Below are 18,191 nucleotides of genomic sequence, written 5' to 3'. Positions count from 1 at the left end.
GCGGCCGGCACTACCCGGTGCTCATCCGCTGGCAGGTAGACTTCCGGCATGACGTCTGCCAACGATCCGCGCCGCGCACAGCTGCGGCGCCTGAAAGCCCTCGCGCTGGGACTGCTGCTGTTGATGCTCGCCGGTTTCGCGGTCAGCCACTGGCAGGGCGAGCGCGGCATCTGGGCCTGGGTCTCGGCCTTCTGCGAAGCAGCGGCCGTAGGCGCACTGGCCGACTGGTTCGCGGTCGTCGCGCTGTTCCGGCGGCCGATGGGCCTGCCGATCCCGCATACGGCAATCATCCCACGCAGCAAGGAACGCATCGGCGACAGCCTGGCCCTGTTCGTGCGCGACCAGTTCCTGGAGCCGGGTGTGCTGCTGGCCAAGCTGCAGGTGTTCGATCCGGCCAGCCGCCTCGGCAGTTGGCTGGCCGATCCGGCGCGCTCACGGATGCTGGCCGACATGGCCCGCGGCTGGGCCTTGCAGGCACTGGACTTCTTCGACGAAACCGCGGTGCGCCGGCAGCTGCACGCCTTCGTGGTGCAGCAACTGCGGCAGTGGAATGCCGCCGCCACCGCCGGTGAGCTGCTGGCCCTGCTGACCGCCGACGGACGCCACCAGCGCGTGCTGGACGAAGGCCTGCAGCGGCTGGGGCGCTGGCTGGAGCAGCCGGAGGTGAAGGAACGCGCCTCGCAGCTGATCGTGCGTTACATCCAGCGCGAGTGGCCGACGCTGTCGAGCACGGTGAACTGGGTCAAGCCGATCGACGAGATCGGCGACAGCCTGGCCGAGCGACTGGCGCGGGCGGTGCTGGAAGAACTGCAGCAGGTGCTGGCCGAGCCGCAGCATCCGCTGCGCCAGGACTACGAGAGCTGGCTGCAGAACTACGTGCAGCGCCTGCGCGAGGACCCGGCCCTGGCCCAGCGCATCGAACAGCTCAAGCAGGAAATGATCGACCATCCGGCCCTGCAGGATTACGTGCAGGGCCTGTGGGCGCGCATCCATGCCAGCCTGCGCGCCGACCTGCAGCGCGAGGACTCGGCGCTGGTTGGCCATCTGCAGCGCAGCCTGGGTTCGCTCGGCGCCAGCCTGCAGGCCGACCCGGCCCTGCGCGAGGCACTCAACCAGCATCTGCTGGAAGGTGCGCAGCGCCTCACCGGGCGCCTGCGCGAGGGCGTCACCACGCATATCGCGCAGACCGTGAAAAGCTGGGACGAGCGACACCTGGTGGAACAGCTGGAACTGAGCGTGGGCCGCGACCTGCAGTTCATCCGCTTCAACGGCACCCTGGTCGGCGGGCTGATTGGCCTGCTGCTGCACGCGGCAACGGTCCTTTTCCGCTTCTGACGCTCCTCCTTAAGCGTGCCCGGCATGGCAGCGGGCGCCATCACGCTTGATTAACGAAATGCGAATGCCTATCATTTGCTGATCGGTTGTACGCTTAGCCAAGCGGGGCACGGAAGCACGCACCCACCCGCCCCTTCGCCCGTGTACATCCCCCGACTACCGGGTCGCCCGCTCTGCGCGGGTGGCGCACCGTCGATGGGACTCGCTGGGCGACGTGCGCGGAGCGCACGGCTGCTGCATCTGCGCATTCCATCGCCTGTTTCGTCCTGCATGGAATCGCACCGATGGCAATGCCGCTGAACCTCCCTCGTCCCACTCTGCTGGCCCTGGCCGTGACCGCACTGATGATCGCCCCGCTGGCCCACGCCGACGGCACTGCCGATCCTTCCGCGCGCACGCTGGATACGGTCCAGGTCACCGCTGACGGCAATATCGCCGACAGCTATACGGTCAAGCGTGCCAGCACGGCCACCAAGCTTGGCCTGTCGCTGCGCCAGACGCCGCAGTCGATGACCGTGGTCACCCGCCAGCGCCTGGATGACATGGGCCTGTTCTCGCTGTCCGATGTGATGGGCCAGGTCACTGGCGTGGCGGTGTCGTTCACCGACAGCGAACGCATCAACTACGTCTCGCGCGGCTACAACATCACCAATTTCCAGGTTGATGGGATGCTCAACACCTTCGGTGGCTACATCAAGACCAACACCGACAGCGTGATCTACGACCGCATTGAAGTGGTACGCGGTGCAACCGGCCTCACCACAGGCGCGGGCGATCCGTCCGGCACCATCAACTTCGTGCGCAAGCGCCCCACTGACAGCTTCCAGATGAACGCCAACCTGACGCTCGGGCGCTGGGGCAACCGGCGCCTGGAAGCCGACCTCGGTGGCCCGATTGCGCTCGACGGCCGCATCCGCGCGCGCGTGGTGGCAGCCAAGCAGCAGAGCGATTCATTCCGCGATGTCTACAAGCTGGACAAGGATGTGTTCTACGGCATCGTCCAGGCTGATCTGACCGACAACACGCTGCTGGAAGCCGGCTACGAGTACCAGTCGCCCCGCACCACGGGGGTGACCTGGGGCGTGGTGCCTTACTGGGGGGCCGATGGCCAGCCGGCCAACCTGCCCCGCTCCACCAACCTGTCCGCCCGCTGGAGCAGCTGGCCGATCATCGAAAAGAGCGCCTTCGCGCGCCTTGAACAGCAGCTGGGCAATGGCTGGACGGCGAAGGCCGCCTACACCCGCTCCAAGCGCGAAACCGACGGCGCGGTGTGGTATGGCGCCTCCGGCTATCCGCGCGCCGATGGCAGCGGCATCAGCGCGTTCGTCGGCAGCTTCGGCGAGAACGGCGACATGCAGGTGTTCGACTTCAACGTCGGCGGTCCGTTCCAGCTGTTCGGCCGCGAACACGAACTGGTGTTCGGCTTCGGCCAGTCGGTGCGCAAGGGTGAGGTACCTGCCACGGAGACCGCCAAGTATCCAACGGGTTATACCCAGGTACCCGACTGGCGCAGCTGGAACGGCGACGTCGCACCGCTTCAGGTCACCCGCCTGGGCTATCTGGCATCGCAAGACGAGCTGCGTCAACGGGCCGCCTACCTGGCGACGCGCCTGCAACTGGCCGACCCGCTGACCGCCGTGCTCGGCGCGCGCTACGGCAGCTGGGAAACGCGCACCTGGGACTACACCCATGATGCCGCCGGTCGCCTGGCCGAAACCGACCGCGGCGGCTACAGCCCGGACGATTCATTTACCCCGTATGCCGGTTTCATCTATGACTTCAACCGGTACTTCAGCGGCTATGTCAGCTACACCGACATCTTCCAGCCGCAGGACTACCGCGACAAGGACAACAACTACCTGGAACCGGTGGTCGGCGACATGTGGGAAGCCGGCGTCAAGGCCGAATTCTTCGATGGGCTGCTCAACGCCTCCGCAGCCGTGTTCAAGGGCCAGAAGGACAACGTTGCAGAACTGGACGACTCCGTACCTGAGAACTCGTTGCCCGGCGGTGCCAGTGCCTACCGCTCCACCGGCAAGGGCAACAAGGTCAAGGGGTGGGAAGTCGAAGCGCAGGGAAGCCTGGGAGAGAACTGGAATCTGTCGGCCGGCTTCACCCATACCGTCAGCCGCAATGCGCTGGGCGTGCGCCAGAACACCACCACTCCGGTCGACCTGTTCCGGCTCAACGCCAGCTGGCGCCCGGCCTTTGCCGACGGCCGCTTCTGGTTGGGCGGCGGTGCCACCTGGCAGAGCGGCATCTGGAGCCTGAGCAACCGCCCCAGCGCGACCTTTGCGACCACCGGCAAGCGTGACCGTGTAGCGATCGAACAGGGTGACATCTACCTGCTCAACCTGTCCGGCGGCTATCGCTTCAACGAGAACTTCACCGCGCAGGTGAACGTGAACAATCTGCTAGACAAGAAGTACTACAACCGCGTCGGCTTCTATGACGGCGTGTACTGGGGCGAACCACGCAACGTCACCGTGACGCTGCGCTGGAAGCTCTGACCCGGATGGATGGTGCCGGTTCTGCGACCGGCACCCGGCCAAGGATGGCCAACTCCGGCGCACTGCGGTGCGCCGGCCTCTTTTCACCGATACCTGCAGGAATGCCGTGGACCGCTCGCCCGCAACCGCCAGCCCCCGCACCTTCTTCTCCAACCCGCGCTGGGGCGTACTGTCACGCTCGTTGGCGGCGATCTTCGGCGGCTATGCGCTGGCCTCGGTGACCAGCGTGTTCTGCGCGGTGGCCCTGCCAGGCGCGCGCGGCCAGACCGTGCTGACCGGCATGCTGCTGGCCATTCTGGTGGCAGCCTGCGCGGCCCTGTGGGCGTTCGCCACCCGCAGCGCGCTGCGCGCCTGGGTCGGCATCCTTGCTCCCGCACTGTTGATGGCAGGCATCGCACGCATGCTGGGAGCCTGGGCATGAAGAACGGATTCCGCCAGTCGATGGCCTGGCTGCACACCTGGACCGGCCTGCTGGTCGGCTGGTTGCTGCTGCTGATCTTCATGGCCGGCACGGCCAGCTACTACCGCGAGGAAATCAGCCGCTGGATGCGCCCGGAGCTGCCGTCCAGCAACGTCAGCATCGACGTCGCCGCGCAGCGCGCGGTGGACTACCTGCAGGCCAACGCCGCGCAGGCCGAGAACTGGTTCGTCACCCTGCCGCAGCCGCGCAACCCGGCCATGCAGATGTTCTGGCGGTTGCCGCCGGAACTGGCCGATCCCAGCCGTGGCCGCCGCGGGGGGTTCGGCGATGCCACGCTGGACCCGAACACCGGGCAGGCGCTGAAGGCCCGCGAGACCCGCGGCGGTGATTTCTTCTACCGCCTGCACTTCGACCTGCACTACATCCCGGTGCTGTGGGCTCGCTACCTGGTTGGCTTCTGTGCGATGTTCATGCTGGTGGCGATCATCACCGGCGTCATCACCCACAAGAAAATCTTCAAGGACTTCTTCACCTTCCGCAAGGACAAGGGCCTGCGCTCCTGGCTGGATTTCCACAACGTCAGTGCGGTGATGGCGCTGCCCTACCACGCGATGATCACCTACACCGGAATCGTCACCCTGATGATCATGTACCTGCCGTGGGGCGTGAAGGTGGCCTACCCGCAGGACGAGGACAAGTTCTTCAGCGAAGCCTTCGGGGGCATGCCGGAGGTGACCGCGCCGGCCGAGGGCCGCGCCACGCCGCTGCCGATCGCGCAGCTGCTGGACAGCGCGCGTGCGCACTGGCATGGCGTTGAAGTGGCCGGCTTCACCGTGTCCAACCCTGGCGCAGCCAATGCAGTGATCGATATCCGCCAGCGTGACGGCAAACGCTTGTCCACTGACACCCCGGCGGTGCGCTACAACATGGTCAGTGGTGCGCTGCTTGAGGAAACGCCGCCTTCCGGTGGCGCCACCGCCACCCGTGGCGTGCTGTACGGCCTGCACCTGGCGCGCTTCGCCGACTGGGGCCTGCGTGGCCTGTTCTTCCTGTCCGGCCTGGTCGGCTGCCTGATGGTGGCCAGCGGCGTGGTGCTGTGGGCAGTGAAGGAACGGCCCAAGCATGCCAAGAGTGGACGCACCGGCTTCGGCCTGCGCCTGGTCGATGCGCTGAACATCGGCACCGTGGCTGGCCTGCCGATCGCCTTCGCCGCCTACTTCTGGGGCAACCGCCTGCTGCCGCTGGACATCGCCGAGCGCTCCAGTGCCGAGGCCAATGTGTTCTTCTACGCCTGGGGTGCGGCATTGCTGGCCGCCTTCATCTGGCCCAAGCGGCTGATGTGGGCATGGCAGCTGTACCTCGGTGCGGCCGCGTTCGCGCTGGTACCGGTGGTCAATGCCCTGACCACGCACGCCCACCTTGGCGTCACGCTGCACAGCGGTGATTGGGTGCTGGCCGGCTTCGACCTGTCAATGATCGCCTTCGGCGCGATGCTGGCGCTGTGCGGCTGGCGGATGCAGCGCTGGACGCCGCCACTGAGCGCTGCGGAAAAGAAGAAACGTGCGGCCGCTGCGGCTGCGCCGAAGGCAGCGCTGGACGCTGCAGAAGCGACCGAAGCGGAGGCTCGCGCATGATGCTGCTGGCACTGACGCTGTCGTTCTCCGCGTTCACCGCACTGTCGCTGGCCATGGAGAAGCACCAGCACGACCTACATGGCAAAGCCGCTGCCGCGCCGGCACGGCGCACGCAGTGGCGGGTGCTGGGCTGGATCCTGCTGACGGTGGCGCTCGCGCTGTGCGTGGCAGACCACGGCTGGGCAATGGGTCCTGTCCTGTGGCTGGGGGCGATGACCGTGGGCGGCGTGGCGCTGTCGTTCGGGCTGTATCCGTACCGGCCGAAGTGGATTGCCCCGCTGGCGATCGCGTTGCCGGTGGTCGGGCTGGTGGTGGGGTTGCTGTAGCGGCAGGACAGCGGCATCCACGCATGGCGTCGATCTACAATGTCGGCATGGACAGCGTGCTGCAACGGATGACTGGAACCGGCTTCTTTTCCCGGTTGGGCGAAACACTGCCTGCAACGACCGGCGTCGTTGCCGTTCGGTCGCTGGCCGAAGCACTGCGGACCATCGATACCGAGGGTTTCGAATGGATGCCCACGACGCTGGGTGATCCGGATCCGTTTCACGGCGCGCTGCCCCGTCCCGCCGAACTGGCCGACGCCCGACGCGAACTCAACCGCACGCTGATGCGCGCGCTTTCGGCACTGGATCTGCCGGCACTGCGCTGCGGTGCGCATGACCTGCATCTGGTGGCGCGCAACGGGGCGATGTTCGCCTTCCGGCAACGCCTGCTGGAAACGCACCTCGGCCTGCCGGCGCACTGGGAACCCGTGCTTGCGCTGTACGAACACGGGCATTGGCCGTTGGCCCATGCGCCGGGGCGATTGCTGGTGCTCTAGAGCCATCCACGCATGGCGTGGATCTACCGGGCCCACGCTCGCCGGGCATGGCCCGGCGCTACCGTTCTGCGCGCACGTGGGTAGTGCCGGCCGCGGGCCGGCATCCCCKTTCGGCTGGAATCACCCCAACCGCTTCAGTTCCCACGCGCGGTGGATGCGCGCGTTGCGCTCGAAATCCGGTCCGATCGTGCGCGCGGTGATCTCGCGGCACTGGGCGAATTCAGCGATGGCGTTCTCTTCCAGCTTGAAACGGCGGAAGTTGTTGGAGAAGTACAGCACGCCGCCGGGCGCCAATCGTGCCACCGCCGCACGCAGCAGCTTCAGCTGCTCACGCTGCACGTCGAAGTCATCTGCGCGCGCCGAGTTGGAGAAGGTCGGCGGATCACAGAAGATCACGTCGTACTGGCCACGATCGCCTTCCAGCCAGGCCATGGCATCGGCCTGCACCAGCAGGTGCTGGTTGCCGCCCTGCCCGTTCAACGACAGGTTGTCGTAGCACCACTGCAGGTAGGTGGCCGACAGGTCCACGCTGGTGGTGCTGGCCGCACCGGCCACGGCCGCCTGTACGCTGGCCACGCCGGTGTAGCAGAACAGGTTGAGGAAGCGCTTGCCACGCACCTGCTCGGCCATCATCCGGCGCAGCGGGCGATGGTCCAGGAACAGGCCGGTATCGAGGTAATCGAACAGGTTCACCTGCAGCAGGGCATTGTTCTCGCGCACCACGATGAACTCATCGCGCTGCTCGAAACGCCCGTACTTGCTGCCGCCCTTGCCGCGCTCGCGCGACTTCATCGATACCTGTTCCGGCTGCACGCCGAACACCTCGCGCGCGGCGGCCAGCAGTTCGTTGCGGCGGCGGCGCACGTCGTTTTCCGGAATGGCCGCCGGTGCCGCGTATTCCTGCACATGCAGGAAGGTGCGGCGCTGGCCACCATCTTCTTCGTAGACGTCGATGGCGGCCGCATATTCGGGCAGGTCGGCATCGTAGGCGCGGAAGCAGGTGATGTCCTCGCGCGCGCGCCAGCTCTTGAACTTCTTCAGGTTCTTGCGCAGGCGGTTGGCCACCATCTGCGCGCCTTCGCTCAGCTCGCGCGGCTGCGCCGGGTCACGGCCCGGTACGGCAATCGGGTCGCAGACGATCAGCGCGCATTCCAGCGCACCGTTGAACATCTGGTACTTCTTGGACGCACGCAGGCCGGTGGCGAAGGCCAGTTCGTCATTGCCACACAGCAGGCTGGCGCGCCACTGCGGCACCGCCTTCTGCAGGGCGTTGCCCAGCGCGCGGTACAGGGCCGGGTCTGCGGCCAGGCGCTCGTCGTACGGCGGGTTGCAGACCACCGCGCCGATCTCCTGTTCCGGCGCGGCCAGGTCGGCCACGTCGGCACGGGTGAAGCGGATGGCATGGGCCACGCCGGCCACTTCGGCGTTCTCGCGCGCGGCCTGGATCGCTACCGGGTCGATGTCGCTGCCGTGGATGACCGGCTTCAAAGCGGCCAGACCGGCCGCTTCGCGGTCACGTGCTTCGGTCTGGATCGCCTTCCAGGCGGCCTTGTCGAAGCCCAGCCAACGGCTGGGCGGCAGGCTGCCGTGGCGCATCAGGCCGGGGGCGACGTCGGCAGCCATCAGCGCGCCTTCGATCAGCAGGGTGCCGCTGCCGCACATCGGATCCAGCAGGCCACCGCCGGCGGCGTGCAGGCGTGGCCACTGCGCGCGCAGCAGCAGCGCGGCGGCCAGGTTTTCCTTCAGCGGCGCCTCGTGGGCGGCACCGCGCCAGCCACGGCGGTGCAGCGGGCCACCGCCGAGGTCGATCGACAGCGAGGCACGGCCCTTGCGCAGCGACAGGTTGACGCGCACATCGGGCAGATCGGTGTTCACCGACGGCCGTTCCAGGCCTTCGTCGCGCATGCGGTCGACGATGGCGTCCTTGATCCGCTGCGCGGCAAAGCGTGCGTGGGTGATCTTGTCGCCGGACACGTGCGCGTCCACCGCCAGAGTCATCTCCGGCTTGATGTGCTCATGCCACGGCAGGGCGCGCACGCCGTCATACAGGGCCTGCTCGTCCGGGCAGTCGAATTCGTCGATCGGCCACAGCACGCGGCTGGCCAAGCGCGACCACATCACGATGCGCAGGGCCTGCGCCAGCTCGCCCTCGGCGTTGACGCCGGCGATGGTGGCGGTGGCCTTGCCAAGGCCCAGGGCCGACAGCTCGTCGGCGAGCAGGTATTCCAGGCCCTTGGCGCAGGAGACGAAGAATTTCACGGGATCGGTTCGCAGGTGGACGGGCGCGGCGCAAGCGCCAGGCCTTTCGGAAGGGAGGGCCGCGGAAACGGCCAGCAGGCCCGCGCCGGGGGCGGCGGGGCTGCCATTGTAGTCAATGCGGGCGGGCGCGCCGTGCGCCCGGGCTTCACAGTTGCCGCAGCAGGCGCTCGAAGGCCTGCGCGGAGGCCTCCACGTGGCGTTCCAGGCGATGGCCATCGTCCACCAGCAGCAGCTGCGCCGAACGCGCCTGTGCCCAGGCGATGACCCCAGCCGCCGGAACCACGTCGTCATGCCAGGCCTGCACGACCGTGGTCGGCACGGCAGCGGCGTCGAGCGCCGGCATCGGGCCCATGGTGGTGGGCGGTACCATCAGGAACAGGCCCGCCACCGGCACCTGCAGCGAGGCGATGGCGGAGATGTAGGCCCCCAGGCTGGAGCCGGCCAGCACCACCGGGCCCTGCTGGGCGGCGATGGCGGTGCGTTCGACCAGGCGCTGCAGCCGGGTGCGCACGTCACCCACCCGGCTGACTTCGCTCATCGCGTCCAGGTCGGTGTAGTCCGGGCGTTCATGGGTCCAGCCCAGGCGCTGTGCAACCTCGGCCAGCGCGGTGACCTTGGTCGCTTCCGGGCCGCTCTCGAAGCCATGGGACAGGATGCAGTGGCCGCGGCTCATGCGCGCGCTCCGTGAGAGCGGGTCGGCGGCGAAAGAGGAGGCAGGTTCATCCGGCAATGCTAGCATCGCCGGATGCCCAACCCGCTCCTGCCCGGCCTGCAGCTGCAGCCCCTGCCCTACCAAGACCGCCTGCCACTGCGCGACCCGGCCACGCTGGAGATGGTGGTGATCCACTGCACCGAGCTGCCCGATCTGGCGATGGCGCGCGAGTACGGCGAGCGCGAGCTGTACGACAGCGGCGCCGGCAACAGCGGCCATTTCTACATCGACCGCGATGGCCGCGTGGTGCAGTACGTGGCGCCGGAACGGGTGGCCCATCACGTGCGTGGCATGAACGCCCACACGCTGGGCATCGAACTGGTCAACACCGGGCGCTATCCGCACTGGTTCGACAGCCGCCACCAGGCGATGGACGAGGCGTATACCGAGGCGCAGCTGGCGGCGCTGGAGGCGCTGCTGCTGGCACTGGTGGCGCGCTACCCGTCGCTGCGGCGGATTGCCGGGCACGATCAGCTGGATCTGGAGCAGATACCAGCCAGCGATGATCCGGCGCTGTTGGTGGCGCGCAAGCGTGACCCGGGGCCGTTGTTCCCCTGGGCGCGGGTGCTGGCGAAGGTACCGCTGCAGCCTGTTGGGTAAGCGGCAGGGCTGCGCCCTGCACCCGCAGAGGCAACGGCCGAAGCAAGGGCAACAGCAGCATTCCGTGGGATGGCGGGGTGGGTCCGGTTGCGGGGGACGCCGTAAACCCGTCCCTGGGGGCTTGGCCGCGGCATCCATGCCGCGGACACCCCCGCAACCGGCCCCACCCCGCCTTCGACAGATCTCCGCCGCTGTTGGTAGGTGTCGACCTTGGTCGACACGGGGTCGAATCGATCGGAGGGTGCCTTTGTAGAGTCGAGCCACGCTCGACTGCTCTTTGCTCGGATCGCTCAGGCTCCGGTGGCGACCGGGCGGCTGCTGTCGCTGACCCAGCCGCTCCAGGAATCGGCATAGACGCGCGCGCCGCTCAGTCCTGCGCTTTCCATCGCCAGCAGAAGGTGGCAGGCGGTCACGCCGGAGCCACACATCAGCACCACCTGCTGCGGATCGCGGTTGCCGATCACGCCCTGCAGTTCGGCGCGCAGTTCCTGCGCGTCGCGCAGGCGGCCGTCGAGTACGTTCAGGCCGAACGGGCGGTTGACTGCGCCCGGCACGTGGCCGGCAACCGGGTCGAGGGGCTCCACTTCGCCGCGGAAACGTTCGCCCGCGCGTGCGTCGACCAGCCAGCCCGGCGCATGTTTCAGGCGCGCGGTGATTTCATCGGCGTTGGCGATCTGGGTGGTGTCGAAACGACCCGGGTAGGCAGACAGCGCTGTCACTTCAGTGTGGCCGCTTGCCAACGTGTGACCGGCGGCCTGCCAGGCGGCGATGCCGCCGTCGAGCACGGCGACCTTGCTGTGACCAACCAGGCGCAGCAGCCACCACAGGCGCGAGGCGGCCATGCTGCCGTCGCTGCCGTCGTAGACCACCACCTGGGTATCGGGGCCGATGCCCCACTGCCCCAGCTTTGCGGCAAAGGCATCGCTGCCCGGCAGTGGATGGCGACCGTGGCCAACACGGCTGACATCGGACAGATCACGGTTGAGATCTGCATGCACCGCACCTGGGATATGACCTGCCAGATACTGGCCGCCTCCCGCCTGCGGGTCGGCCAGCGAGGAACGCGCATCGACCACGCGCACTGCGGTGCTGGCGGTGGCGCGTGCGTCGACCACGCGGATGCCGTCGCCCAACGCAGCGGCCAGGGTGGTGACATCGACCAGGGTGGTCCACGGCGGATCGATCGGGTTCATTGCACTTGCTCCAAGCGGCGACGCAGGTTGTAGAGAATGGCCGCGGTCGCCCCCCAGATGCGCTGGCCCGGCCAGCCGTATTCGAGAACGTGACGGATGCGGCCGCGATGGTTGATTTCGACCTGGCGCAGGTTGTCGGCAGCCATCAGGTAGTCCAGCGGCACCTCGAACACTTCGGCCACTTCGCTGGGCTGCGGTACCGGCACGAAGTCCGGATCGACCACCGCCACCACCGGGGTGACCCGGTAGCCGGTGATCGTCACGAAGGGATCGAGATACCCCAGCGCCTGCACCTGGCCAGGCGCCAGTGCGATTTCTTCCTGGCTCTCGCGCAGGGCGGCCGCCAACGCGTCGCGGTCATCGGGTTCGGTGCGGCCACCGGGGAACCCGACCTGGCCTCCGTGCTGGCGCAGGGTTTCGGTGCGACGGGTGAGGATCACCTGGGCGCCATTGGCGCGCGGCACGATACCCGCAAGCACGGCCGCCTCCACTGGCGGCCCAGGCGGCAGCAGGTCGATCAGCTCGCTGCGGTTCCAGCCATCGCCGGCCGGCGGATCGGCCAACGGATGCAGCGCGCGCATCAAACGTTCGTGATCGGCCAGCGAGCCGCGCAGTGATTGCTGGAGCTGCGCGCGCAGCGGTTGCACGCGATGCAGGATGCGACTGCGTTCGTCGTTGCTCATCGACGACCACCGTGCGATTTCATCGATATGCCGCCCGCAGCCGGTGCACTGCCGGTGCGGATCCAGCGTGCACACTCCGATGCAGGGGCTTGCGACAACACGCGCCGTTTCTTCCATTGTTTGCACCGGGCAACAGTAGCGCGATTGGAGTGAATTTGCGCGGGTGGCCCGTGCGGCCGGTAGCGTCGACTGTCAGTCGACTACCGCGCGGAGCGGGGGGTTTTCTCGATGCGACTCAAGAGCAGTCGACTGACAGTCGACTCTACCAGGGCATTTTCAAGAGCAGTCGACTGACAGTCGACTCTACCGTCAGGTACTGCGCAAACAAAAACGCGCCGGTGGGATCACCGGCGCGTTGATGTTTGACACTGTTTCTTACTTGACGCTGACCAGCTTGATCTCGAACTGCACAGCCACGTTCGGCGGGAACGGGGTGCGCGGGTCGGCACCGTAGGCCTGGTCCGGCGGCAGGGTGACTTCCCACTTCGAGCCTGCCGGCATCTGCAGCAGGGTCTCGCGCATGGCCTTCATTTCCACTTCGCTGACCTTGATCGACGGGATCTGCTGGGCCGGGCGGGCTTCGGTCGGGCGCTGGCCGTACGGGAACGGACCGGCCACTTCCAGCTGCACGGTGCTGGCCTGGGTCGGCTTGGCACCCTTGCCGGCTTCGATCACGCGGTACTGGACGCCGCTCGGCAGCGACTGCACGCCGGCCTTGGCCTTGTTCGCCGCAATGAACTGATCGCTCTTGGTCTTGTTTTCGGCAGCAGCCTTTTCGTACTCGGCCTTGGCGGCCTGGGCACGGCCCTGCTCGCGCTTCTGGAACGCTTCAACGGCCGGCTTCAGCTGCTCGGCGGTGATCGCCGGCTGCTTCTTGGCGTAGGCGTCCTGCAGGCCCTTCACCACCGAGTTGATGTCCAGCTGCTCACCACGACCGGTCAGCTCAGCCAGGTTGTTGCCGTAGTCGTAACCGAAGTAGTAGCTCAGCTTGCCCTTTTCGGACGCGACGTCCTGGGCGAAGGCATTGCCCGTCAGGGCCAGGGCCGCGACGGCGACCGCGATAGAACGCAACTTCATCAAACAGTTCTCCAGGGGTGGTAACTCAGGGACGTTCTGCGCCGCCCTGAGGCGACGGGTTAGGATAACGGGCGCAACGTGTAACCGCTACTCACGATGCAGGCTATGACCCGTCTGCGTTTGCAGAGTTCAATATCACTTTTTTTTAACGTTCCAGGAGTTTTCCCGTGGCCGATGCCCTGATCGCTGTCGCCGACGACGGCGCCATCCGCACCGTGACCGTCCAGCGCCCGGACAAGCTCAACGCCCTGAATGCCGCGACCCTGCAGGCCCTGGCCGAGGCGTTCAGCGCCGCCGCCGCAGACCCTGAGGTGCGCGTAGTGGTGCTGACCGGAGCCGGCCCGAAGGCCTTCGTGGCCGGCGCCGACATCGCCGAGATGAACACACTCAGCGCGGTTCAGGGACGTGATTTCTCGCTGCTGGGCCAGGCCCTGATGCGCCAGATTGAACGGATGCCCAAGCCGGTCATCGCCCGCGTGAACGGTTTTGCATTGGGTGGCGGCCTGGAACTGGCCATGGCCTGCCACCTGCGCATCGCCGCCGATAGCGCGAAGGTCGGCCAACCGGAAATCAATCTCGGCCTCATCCCGGGCTTTGGTGGCAGCCAGCGCCTGCTGCGCCTGTGCGGCCGCGCCGCCACCCTCGAGCTGTGCCTGCTTGGCGCGCCGATCAACGCCGCACGCGCGCTGGAACTGGGCATCGTCAATGAAGTGGTGCCGGCCGACGCACTGGACGCGCGCGTCCAGGACGTCGCCCGCCAGCTGGCGCGCTCGGCCCCGCTGGCCCTGCGTGGCCTGCTCGATGCGGTGCACGTGGGCGGCGAATGCAGCCTGGAAGCCGGGCTGGAATACGAAAGCGCGCAGTTCGGCCTGCTGTTCGCCACCGAGGACATGCGCGAAGGCACCAGCGCCTTCCTGCAGCGCCGTCCGCCGGCCTTCCAGAACCGCTGACACCATGGCATCCCGACCCAACCCCGCGCAGCTGTTCGCCCGGGTCCAGGCAGGTGATCTCGATGGCGCCCTGCAGGCCGGCCTGATGGACTATGCCGCCCGCGCCGACGACGCGCAGTTGCTGCCCGGCCACCCGGATCTTCCGCAACGGCTGCTGCAGGCCCAGCAGCAACTGCAGGTTGCCTGGGCGGCCCGCGAACGTTTCCGCGCGCGTGCCGTGCGGCTGGCCCGCCGTGAAGCCGAACGCGACGCGCGGCGTACGCCGGCCCCGGCGCCGGACGTGAAGCCCAGCCTGCCCGCCGCAGCAGCAGCCATCCTCGCCCGGGCCAAGGCCCGCGCCAGCGGCAAGGAGCAGTAATGGTCGCCACGAAGAAGACCGCACGCGCCCCGGCGCGGCGTGGCGGCACGATGCCGCGTGCAGACGTGGTGGAGATGTTCACCCGCCTGCGCGAACTCAACCCGCACCCGAAGACCGAATTGGAGTACAGCTCGCCGTTCGAGCTGCTGGTGGCGGTGGCGTTGTCGGCGCAGGCCACCGACGTCGGCGTCAACAAGGCAACCCGCCGCCTGTTCCCGGTGGCCAATACGCCGGCGAAGATCCTCGCGCTCGGCGAGGACGGGCTGAAGCAGTACATCGCCACCATCGGCCTGTTCAACGCCAAGGCCAGGAACGTGATCGCCACCTGCGCGATCCTGCTGGAGAAGCATGGCGGTGAAGTGCCACGCGATCGTGACGCATTGGAAGCGTTGCCGGGCGTCGGCCGCAAGACCGCCAACGTGGTGCTCAACACCGCGTTCGGTGAGCCGGTGATGGCGGTGGACACGCATATCTTCCGTGTCGCCAACCGTACCGGGCTTGCGCCAGGAAAGAACGTGCGCGAGGTCGAAGACCGATTGGTCAAAGCGATTCCTGCCGAGTTCCTGCTCGACGCGCATCATTGGCTGATCCTGCACGGACGGTACGTGTGCAAAGCGCGCAGGCCGGATTGCCCCGGGTGCGTGATCGCCGACCTCTGCCGGTTCAAGGACAAGACCCTCGCAGAGTGACGACAGCATCCGCGCATGGCGTGGATCTACTGCAACCGGGGCGCAATCCGGGCGTCATACGTAAGCGGTTTCAATGGCAGGCCCTGCCGTGACGGGGCCTGCGGTGGATGTCTGCCGCGCGTGAACTGTCACATTTACGCAATCTTTACCTTCTAGCCTGCGCGCATCTTCCCACCTGCCTGCAAGGCTTCTCTCCATGAAACTGCATCACCAACTCCTGACGGTGGCCGTGGCTGCTGCGCTGTATGTGCCGGCTGCACACGCCGAAGTCGCCATCGACGTGATCGGCGGTTCGGAAATCACCTTCGAAGGCCTGGTCCAGGCCGACGGCAACTGGTTCGACAACGACCTGGTCGACCTCAACGGTGGCGACGCCGGCAACGGCAAGAACAGCGAGTTCGAACTGCGTCGCGCCGAGCTGGTGCTGAAGGGCAAGGGCCCGGGCAACGTGGAGTGGGTGGTCGGCTATGACGCCAAGGCCGACAAGTTCCTCGACACGAATGTGAAGTACAAGCTGCTGGGCAACGCCAACCACTTCCTGCAGCTGGGCCAGTTCAAGCAGCCCAACAGCCTGGAAGAACTGTCCAGCACCAAGAACAACGATTTCATTTCCAAGGCAGCAGTCACCAATACCTATGCCATCGCCCGCCGCCTGGGTGGCGCGTACAGCTACGGCCAGGACAACTGGTCGGTGACCGCCAGCGCCTTCGGACGCGAGCTGACGCGTAACCTGGCCCACGGCAGCGGCTACGGCGCACGCGGTACCTGGGCCCCGATCAATGAAAAGGGCCAGGTCCTGCACTTCGGCCTGAGCTACGTCAACTACGACGCCGATGCAGACACCCTGCGCGTGCGCGCCCGTCCGAATGCCGACCTCGCCACCGCCCGCCTGGTCGACAGCGGCAACCTGACCGACACCGACCGCATCAGCACCATCGGCGCCGAAGCGATGTACTTCCAGGGTCCGTTCAAGGCCCAGGCCGAGTACTACACCAGCAAGGCGAAGCGCTACGACCACGACAACTACACCAGCGATGGCTACTACATCAGTGGCGTGTGGAATGTCACTGGCGAGACCTGGAGCTACAAGGGTGGCACGCCGGGCACCGGCCTGCCGAACAACCCGGCCGGCGGCCAGTGGCAGCTGGGCGTGCGCTACGACCACATGGACCTGAACGACGGCAACCTCGCCGCCAACCCGGTGGCCGGCCGCCCGCCGATCGTCGATGGCGTGCTGGGTGGCAAGATGGATATCTGGACCGTGGGCGCCAACTGGTACCTGCGTTCCAACTTCAAGCTGATGCTCAATTACGTGATGGTCGACAGCAAGAAGTACAGCTCTGCAGCACGCGGTTTCGTCAACGACGATCCCAACATCCTGGAAGCCCGCGCGCAGTTCTTCTGGTAAGTCCAGTCACCTGCGTTCCACCGCGAAGGCACGGCCCAGGCCGTGCCTTCGTCGTTGCAGCGATGCTCGCGCCACTCCGGCGCGGACAACGCAGACGTGCCGGTGCAACCGTCATGACGCATGTCACACCAGCGTCATATGACAGACGCTGGGGTGTCACGCAACCGTTATGGAATGTGCACCGAAACGTCGGGCAACCGCCCTTCGACTACCACCCCAGGAGTCTCCCCGTGATCCACGCCTTCAAGTCGCGCGCCGCTGTCGCCATCCTGGCTGCATCGTCCGTGTTTGCCGCCAACGCCGCCGATATCACCGGCGCGGGCGCATCGTTCATCTATCCGGTCATGTCCAAGTGGTCGGCCGACTACAGCGCTGCGACCCGCAACAAGGTCAACTACCAGTCGATCGGCTCCGGTGGTGGTATCGCCCAGATCAAGGCCAAGACGGTTGATTTCGGCTCCTCCGATGCTCCGCTGAAGCCGGAAGAACTGGCCGCCTCGGGCCTGGCCCAGTTCCCGTCGGTGATCGGTGGCGTGGTGCCGGTGGTGAACGTGGCCGGCATCGCCCCGGGCGCGCTGAAGCTGGACGGCTCCGTGCTGGCCAACATCTTCCTGGGCAAGATCAAGACCTGGAATGACCCGGCCATCGCCGCGCTGAACCCGGGCGTGACCCTGCCGAGCGCCAAGATCACCGTCGTGCACCGCTCGGATGGTTCGGGCACCACCTTCAACTTCGTCAACTACCTGTCCAAGGTCAGCCCGGAGTGGAAGAGCTCGGTCGGTGAAGGCACCTCGGTCCAGTGGCCGGCCGGCATCGGTGGCAAGGGCAACGAAGGCGTTGCCGCGTACGTGAAGCAGATCAAGGGCGGCATCGGCTACGTCGAACTGTCCTACGCGCTGCAGAACAAGCTGTCGTACACCGCGATGAAGAATGCCGCCGGCAAGTTCGTGCAGCCGAGCGACGCGTCGTTCGCCGCTGCCGCCGCCAGCGCCGACTGGGCCAACGCCAAGGATTTCTACCTGGTCATGACCAATGCGCCGGGCGCTGAATCCTGGCCGATCACCGCCACCAACTTCATTCTGGTGCAGAAGACGCCGAAGAATGCTGCCAATGGCAAGGCCACCCAGGAGTTCTTCCGCTGGGTCTACAAGAACGGCGATGCCCAGGCCCGCCAGCTGGACTACGTACCGCTGCCGGACAGCCTGGTCCGCCAGATCGAGACCTACTGGACGCAGAACCTGAAGTAAGCGCGCTCCCCCGCAGGAACGGGATCGGCGGGTCCTCTCTCCCCCGCCGATCCCACCCGGGCGCGAGATCCTCGAGATCTCGCGCTCTTCTTGTTTTGGGGGTTGATCGTGAAGAGCGTTTGCGCCTTCGCTGATCCGTGGGGGAGTCGGTGAGCCAGGGCGTGCAGGACACGCCGTAAACCCGTCCTTGGGGGCTCGGCCACGGCATCCATGCCGTGGACGGTCCTGCACGCCCTGGCCCACCGCCTCTCGACAGTTCATCGGGGGCGCGGTGGGGTCATGAAAGGCAGGA

At 66.9% G+C, this 18,191-nt stretch carries 17 protein-coding genes; 12 read left to right on the top strand and 5 right to left on the bottom strand.

Annotation, left to right across the window (positions count from 1 at the left end):
* Positions 1-48: 48 nt before the first annotated feature.
* From D7Y61_RS05620 to D7Y61_RS05595, 6 genes are all read left to right on the top strand, one after another.
* The gene (locus tag D7Y61_RS05620) at positions 49-1,335 is read left to right on the top strand and encodes a DUF445 domain-containing protein (protein ID WP_180865469.1); all 1,287 of its coding nucleotides are present in this window, start codon (positions 49-51) and stop codon (positions 1,333-1,335) included.
* A gap of 284 nt (positions 1,336-1,619) precedes the next feature.
* Positions 1,620-3,845 (top strand): TonB-dependent siderophore receptor, encoded by a 2,226-nt coding sequence (locus D7Y61_RS05615; protein ID WP_180865468.1) that lies wholly within the window; start codon positions 1,620-1,622, stop codon positions 3,843-3,845.
* A gap of 106 nt (positions 3,846-3,951) precedes the next feature.
* Positions 3,952-4,266, top strand: coding sequence for a DUF3649 domain-containing protein (locus tag D7Y61_RS05610; RefSeq protein WP_180865467.1), 315 nt, complete (start codon positions 3,952-3,954; stop codon positions 4,264-4,266).
* The gene (locus tag D7Y61_RS05605; RefSeq protein ID WP_180865466.1) at positions 4,263-5,900 is read left to right on the top strand and encodes a PepSY-associated TM helix domain-containing protein; all 1,638 of its coding nucleotides are present in this window, start codon (positions 4,263-4,265) and stop codon (positions 5,898-5,900) included. The genes D7Y61_RS05610 and D7Y61_RS05605 overlap by 4 nt, the downstream gene beginning before the upstream one ends.
* Positions 5,897-6,226, top strand: a complete 330-nt coding sequence (locus D7Y61_RS05600; RefSeq protein WP_180865465.1) for a DUF3325 domain-containing protein — start codon at positions 5,897-5,899, stop codon at positions 6,224-6,226. Before D7Y61_RS05605 ends, D7Y61_RS05600 begins: the two co-directional genes overlap by 4 nt.
* A gap of 23 nt (positions 6,227-6,249) precedes the next feature.
* Positions 6,250-6,723 (top strand): hypothetical protein, encoded by a 474-nt coding sequence (locus D7Y61_RS05595; protein WP_180865464.1) that lies wholly within the window; start codon positions 6,250-6,252, stop codon positions 6,721-6,723.
* 120 nt (positions 6,724-6,843) lie between these two features.
* On the opposite strand, the gene rlmKL is transcribed toward D7Y61_RS05595, so the two are convergent.
* Both rlmKL and D7Y61_RS05585 read right to left on the bottom strand, forming a co-directional pair.
* On the bottom strand, positions 6,844-8,982 hold the full coding sequence (rlmKL, locus tag D7Y61_RS05590; RefSeq protein ID WP_180865463.1) for a bifunctional 23S rRNA (guanine(2069)-N(7))-methyltransferase RlmK/23S rRNA (guanine(2445)-N(2))-methyltransferase RlmL: 2,139 nt from the start codon (positions 8,980-8,982) through the stop codon (positions 6,844-6,846).
* A gap of 145 nt (positions 8,983-9,127) precedes the next feature.
* The gene (locus D7Y61_RS05585; RefSeq protein ID WP_180865462.1) at positions 9,128-9,655 is read right to left on the bottom strand and encodes a hypothetical protein; all 528 of its coding nucleotides are present in this window, start codon (positions 9,653-9,655) and stop codon (positions 9,128-9,130) included.
* Between the two features lie 72 nt (positions 9,656-9,727).
* Here D7Y61_RS05585 and D7Y61_RS05580 point away from each other — a divergent pair, with 72 nt between their 5' ends.
* Entirely contained in the window at positions 9,728-10,294 is a 567-nt protein-coding gene (locus D7Y61_RS05580) for an N-acetylmuramoyl-L-alanine amidase (RefSeq protein ID WP_180865461.1), read from the top strand.
* A 290-nt stretch (positions 10,295-10,584) separates the two neighbouring features.
* Here D7Y61_RS05580 and D7Y61_RS05575 read toward each other — a convergent pair whose 3' ends face one another.
* The 3 genes from D7Y61_RS05575 to D7Y61_RS05565 form a co-directional block, all read right to left on the bottom strand.
* On the bottom strand, positions 10,585-11,487 hold the full coding sequence (locus D7Y61_RS05575; protein ID WP_180865460.1) for a sulfurtransferase: 903 nt from the start codon (positions 11,485-11,487) through the stop codon (positions 10,585-10,587).
* The gene (locus D7Y61_RS05570; RefSeq protein WP_180865459.1) at positions 11,484-12,287 is read right to left on the bottom strand and encodes a CoA pyrophosphatase; all 804 of its coding nucleotides are present in this window, start codon (positions 12,285-12,287) and stop codon (positions 11,484-11,486) included. The genes D7Y61_RS05575 and D7Y61_RS05570 overlap by 4 nt, the downstream gene beginning before the upstream one ends.
* 258 nt (positions 12,288-12,545) lie before the next feature.
* On the bottom strand, positions 12,546-13,247 hold the full coding sequence (locus D7Y61_RS05565; RefSeq protein WP_180865458.1) for an FKBP-type peptidyl-prolyl cis-trans isomerase N-terminal domain-containing protein: 702 nt from the start codon (positions 13,245-13,247) through the stop codon (positions 12,546-12,548).
* A gap of 167 nt (positions 13,248-13,414) precedes the next feature.
* On the opposite strand from D7Y61_RS05565, the gene D7Y61_RS05560 reads away from it, so the two are divergent.
* From D7Y61_RS05560 to pstS, 5 genes are all read left to right on the top strand, one after another.
* Entirely contained in the window at positions 13,415-14,197 is a 783-nt protein-coding gene (locus D7Y61_RS05560) for an enoyl-CoA hydratase-related protein (RefSeq protein WP_180865457.1), read from the top strand.
* 4 nt (positions 14,198-14,201) lie between these two features.
* Entirely contained in the window at positions 14,202-14,555 is a 354-nt protein-coding gene (locus D7Y61_RS05555) for a hypothetical protein (RefSeq protein ID WP_180865456.1), read from the top strand.
* Positions 14,555-15,244: an endonuclease III gene (gene nth, locus D7Y61_RS05550; RefSeq protein ID WP_180865455.1), complete on the top strand. Its 690-nt coding sequence runs from the start codon at positions 14,555-14,557 to the stop codon at positions 15,242-15,244. The genes D7Y61_RS05555 and nth overlap by 1 nt, the downstream gene beginning before the upstream one ends.
* 196 nt (positions 15,245-15,440) lie before the next feature.
* A complete protein-coding gene (locus tag D7Y61_RS05545) occupies positions 15,441-16,652 on the top strand; it encodes an OprO/OprP family phosphate-selective porin (RefSeq protein ID WP_180865454.1) in 1,212 nt (403 codons plus the stop codon).
* 230 nt (positions 16,653-16,882) lie between these two features.
* Positions 16,883-17,899 (top strand): phosphate ABC transporter substrate-binding protein PstS, encoded by a 1,017-nt coding sequence (gene pstS / locus D7Y61_RS05540; protein ID WP_180865453.1) that lies wholly within the window; start codon positions 16,883-16,885, stop codon positions 17,897-17,899.
* Positions 17,900-18,191 lie beyond the last annotated feature (292 nt).

Source organism: Stenotrophomonas maltophilia (assembly GCF_013464485.1).
In the GTDB taxonomy this organism is placed as follows: Bacteria; Pseudomonadota; Gammaproteobacteria; order Xanthomonadales; family Xanthomonadaceae; genus Stenotrophomonas; species Stenotrophomonas maltophilia_AW.
The sequence above is the reverse complement of the archived record's forward strand: the minus strand, read 5'-3'. Positions and strand labels throughout refer to the sequence as shown.

What these genes read in the sequence shown, in the direction of transcription:
- D7Y61_RS05580 (WP_180865461.1), top strand. Translation starts at nt 9,728, where the DNA reads ATGCCCAACCCGCTCCTGCCCGGCCTGCAGCTGCAGCCCCTGCCCTAC.
- nth (WP_180865455.1), top strand. Translation starts at nt 14,555, where the DNA reads ATGGTCGCCACGAAGAAGACCGCACGCGCCCCGGCGCGGCGTGGCGGC.
- D7Y61_RS05600 (WP_180865465.1), top strand. Translation starts at nt 5,897, where the DNA reads ATGATGCTGCTGGCACTGACGCTGTCGTTCTCCGCGTTCACCGCACTG.
- D7Y61_RS05555 (WP_180865456.1), top strand. Translation starts at nt 14,202, where the DNA reads ATGGCATCCCGACCCAACCCCGCGCAGCTGTTCGCCCGGGTCCAGGCA.
- D7Y61_RS05605 (WP_180865466.1), top strand. Translation starts at nt 4,263, where the DNA reads ATGAAGAACGGATTCCGCCAGTCGATGGCCTGGCTGCACACCTGGACC.
- D7Y61_RS05545 (WP_180865454.1), top strand. Translation starts at nt 15,441, where the DNA reads ATGAAACTGCATCACCAACTCCTGACGGTGGCCGTGGCTGCTGCGCTG.
- D7Y61_RS05620 (WP_180865469.1), top strand. Translation starts at nt 49, where the DNA reads ATGACGTCTGCCAACGATCCGCGCCGCGCACAGCTGCGGCGCCTGAAA.
- D7Y61_RS05575 (WP_180865460.1), bottom strand. Translation starts at nt 11,487, where the DNA reads ATGAACCCGATCGATCCGCCGTGGACCACCCTGGTCGATGTCACCACC.
- D7Y61_RS05565 (WP_180865458.1), bottom strand. Translation starts at nt 13,247, where the DNA reads ATGAAGTTGCGTTCTATCGCGGTCGCCGTCGCGGCCCTGGCCCTGACG.
- D7Y61_RS05585 (WP_180865462.1), bottom strand. Translation starts at nt 9,655, where the DNA reads ATGAGCCGCGGCCACTGCATCCTGTCCCATGGCTTCGAGAGCGGCCCG.
- D7Y61_RS05570 (WP_180865459.1), bottom strand. Translation starts at nt 12,287, where the DNA reads ATGGAAGAAACGGCGCGTGTTGTCGCAAGCCCCTGCATCGGAGTGTGC.
- D7Y61_RS05595 (WP_180865464.1), top strand. Translation starts at nt 6,250, where the DNA reads ATGGCGTCGATCTACAATGTCGGCATGGACAGCGTGCTGCAACGGATG.
- D7Y61_RS05615 (WP_180865468.1), top strand. Translation starts at nt 1,620, where the DNA reads ATGGCAATGCCGCTGAACCTCCCTCGTCCCACTCTGCTGGCCCTGGCC.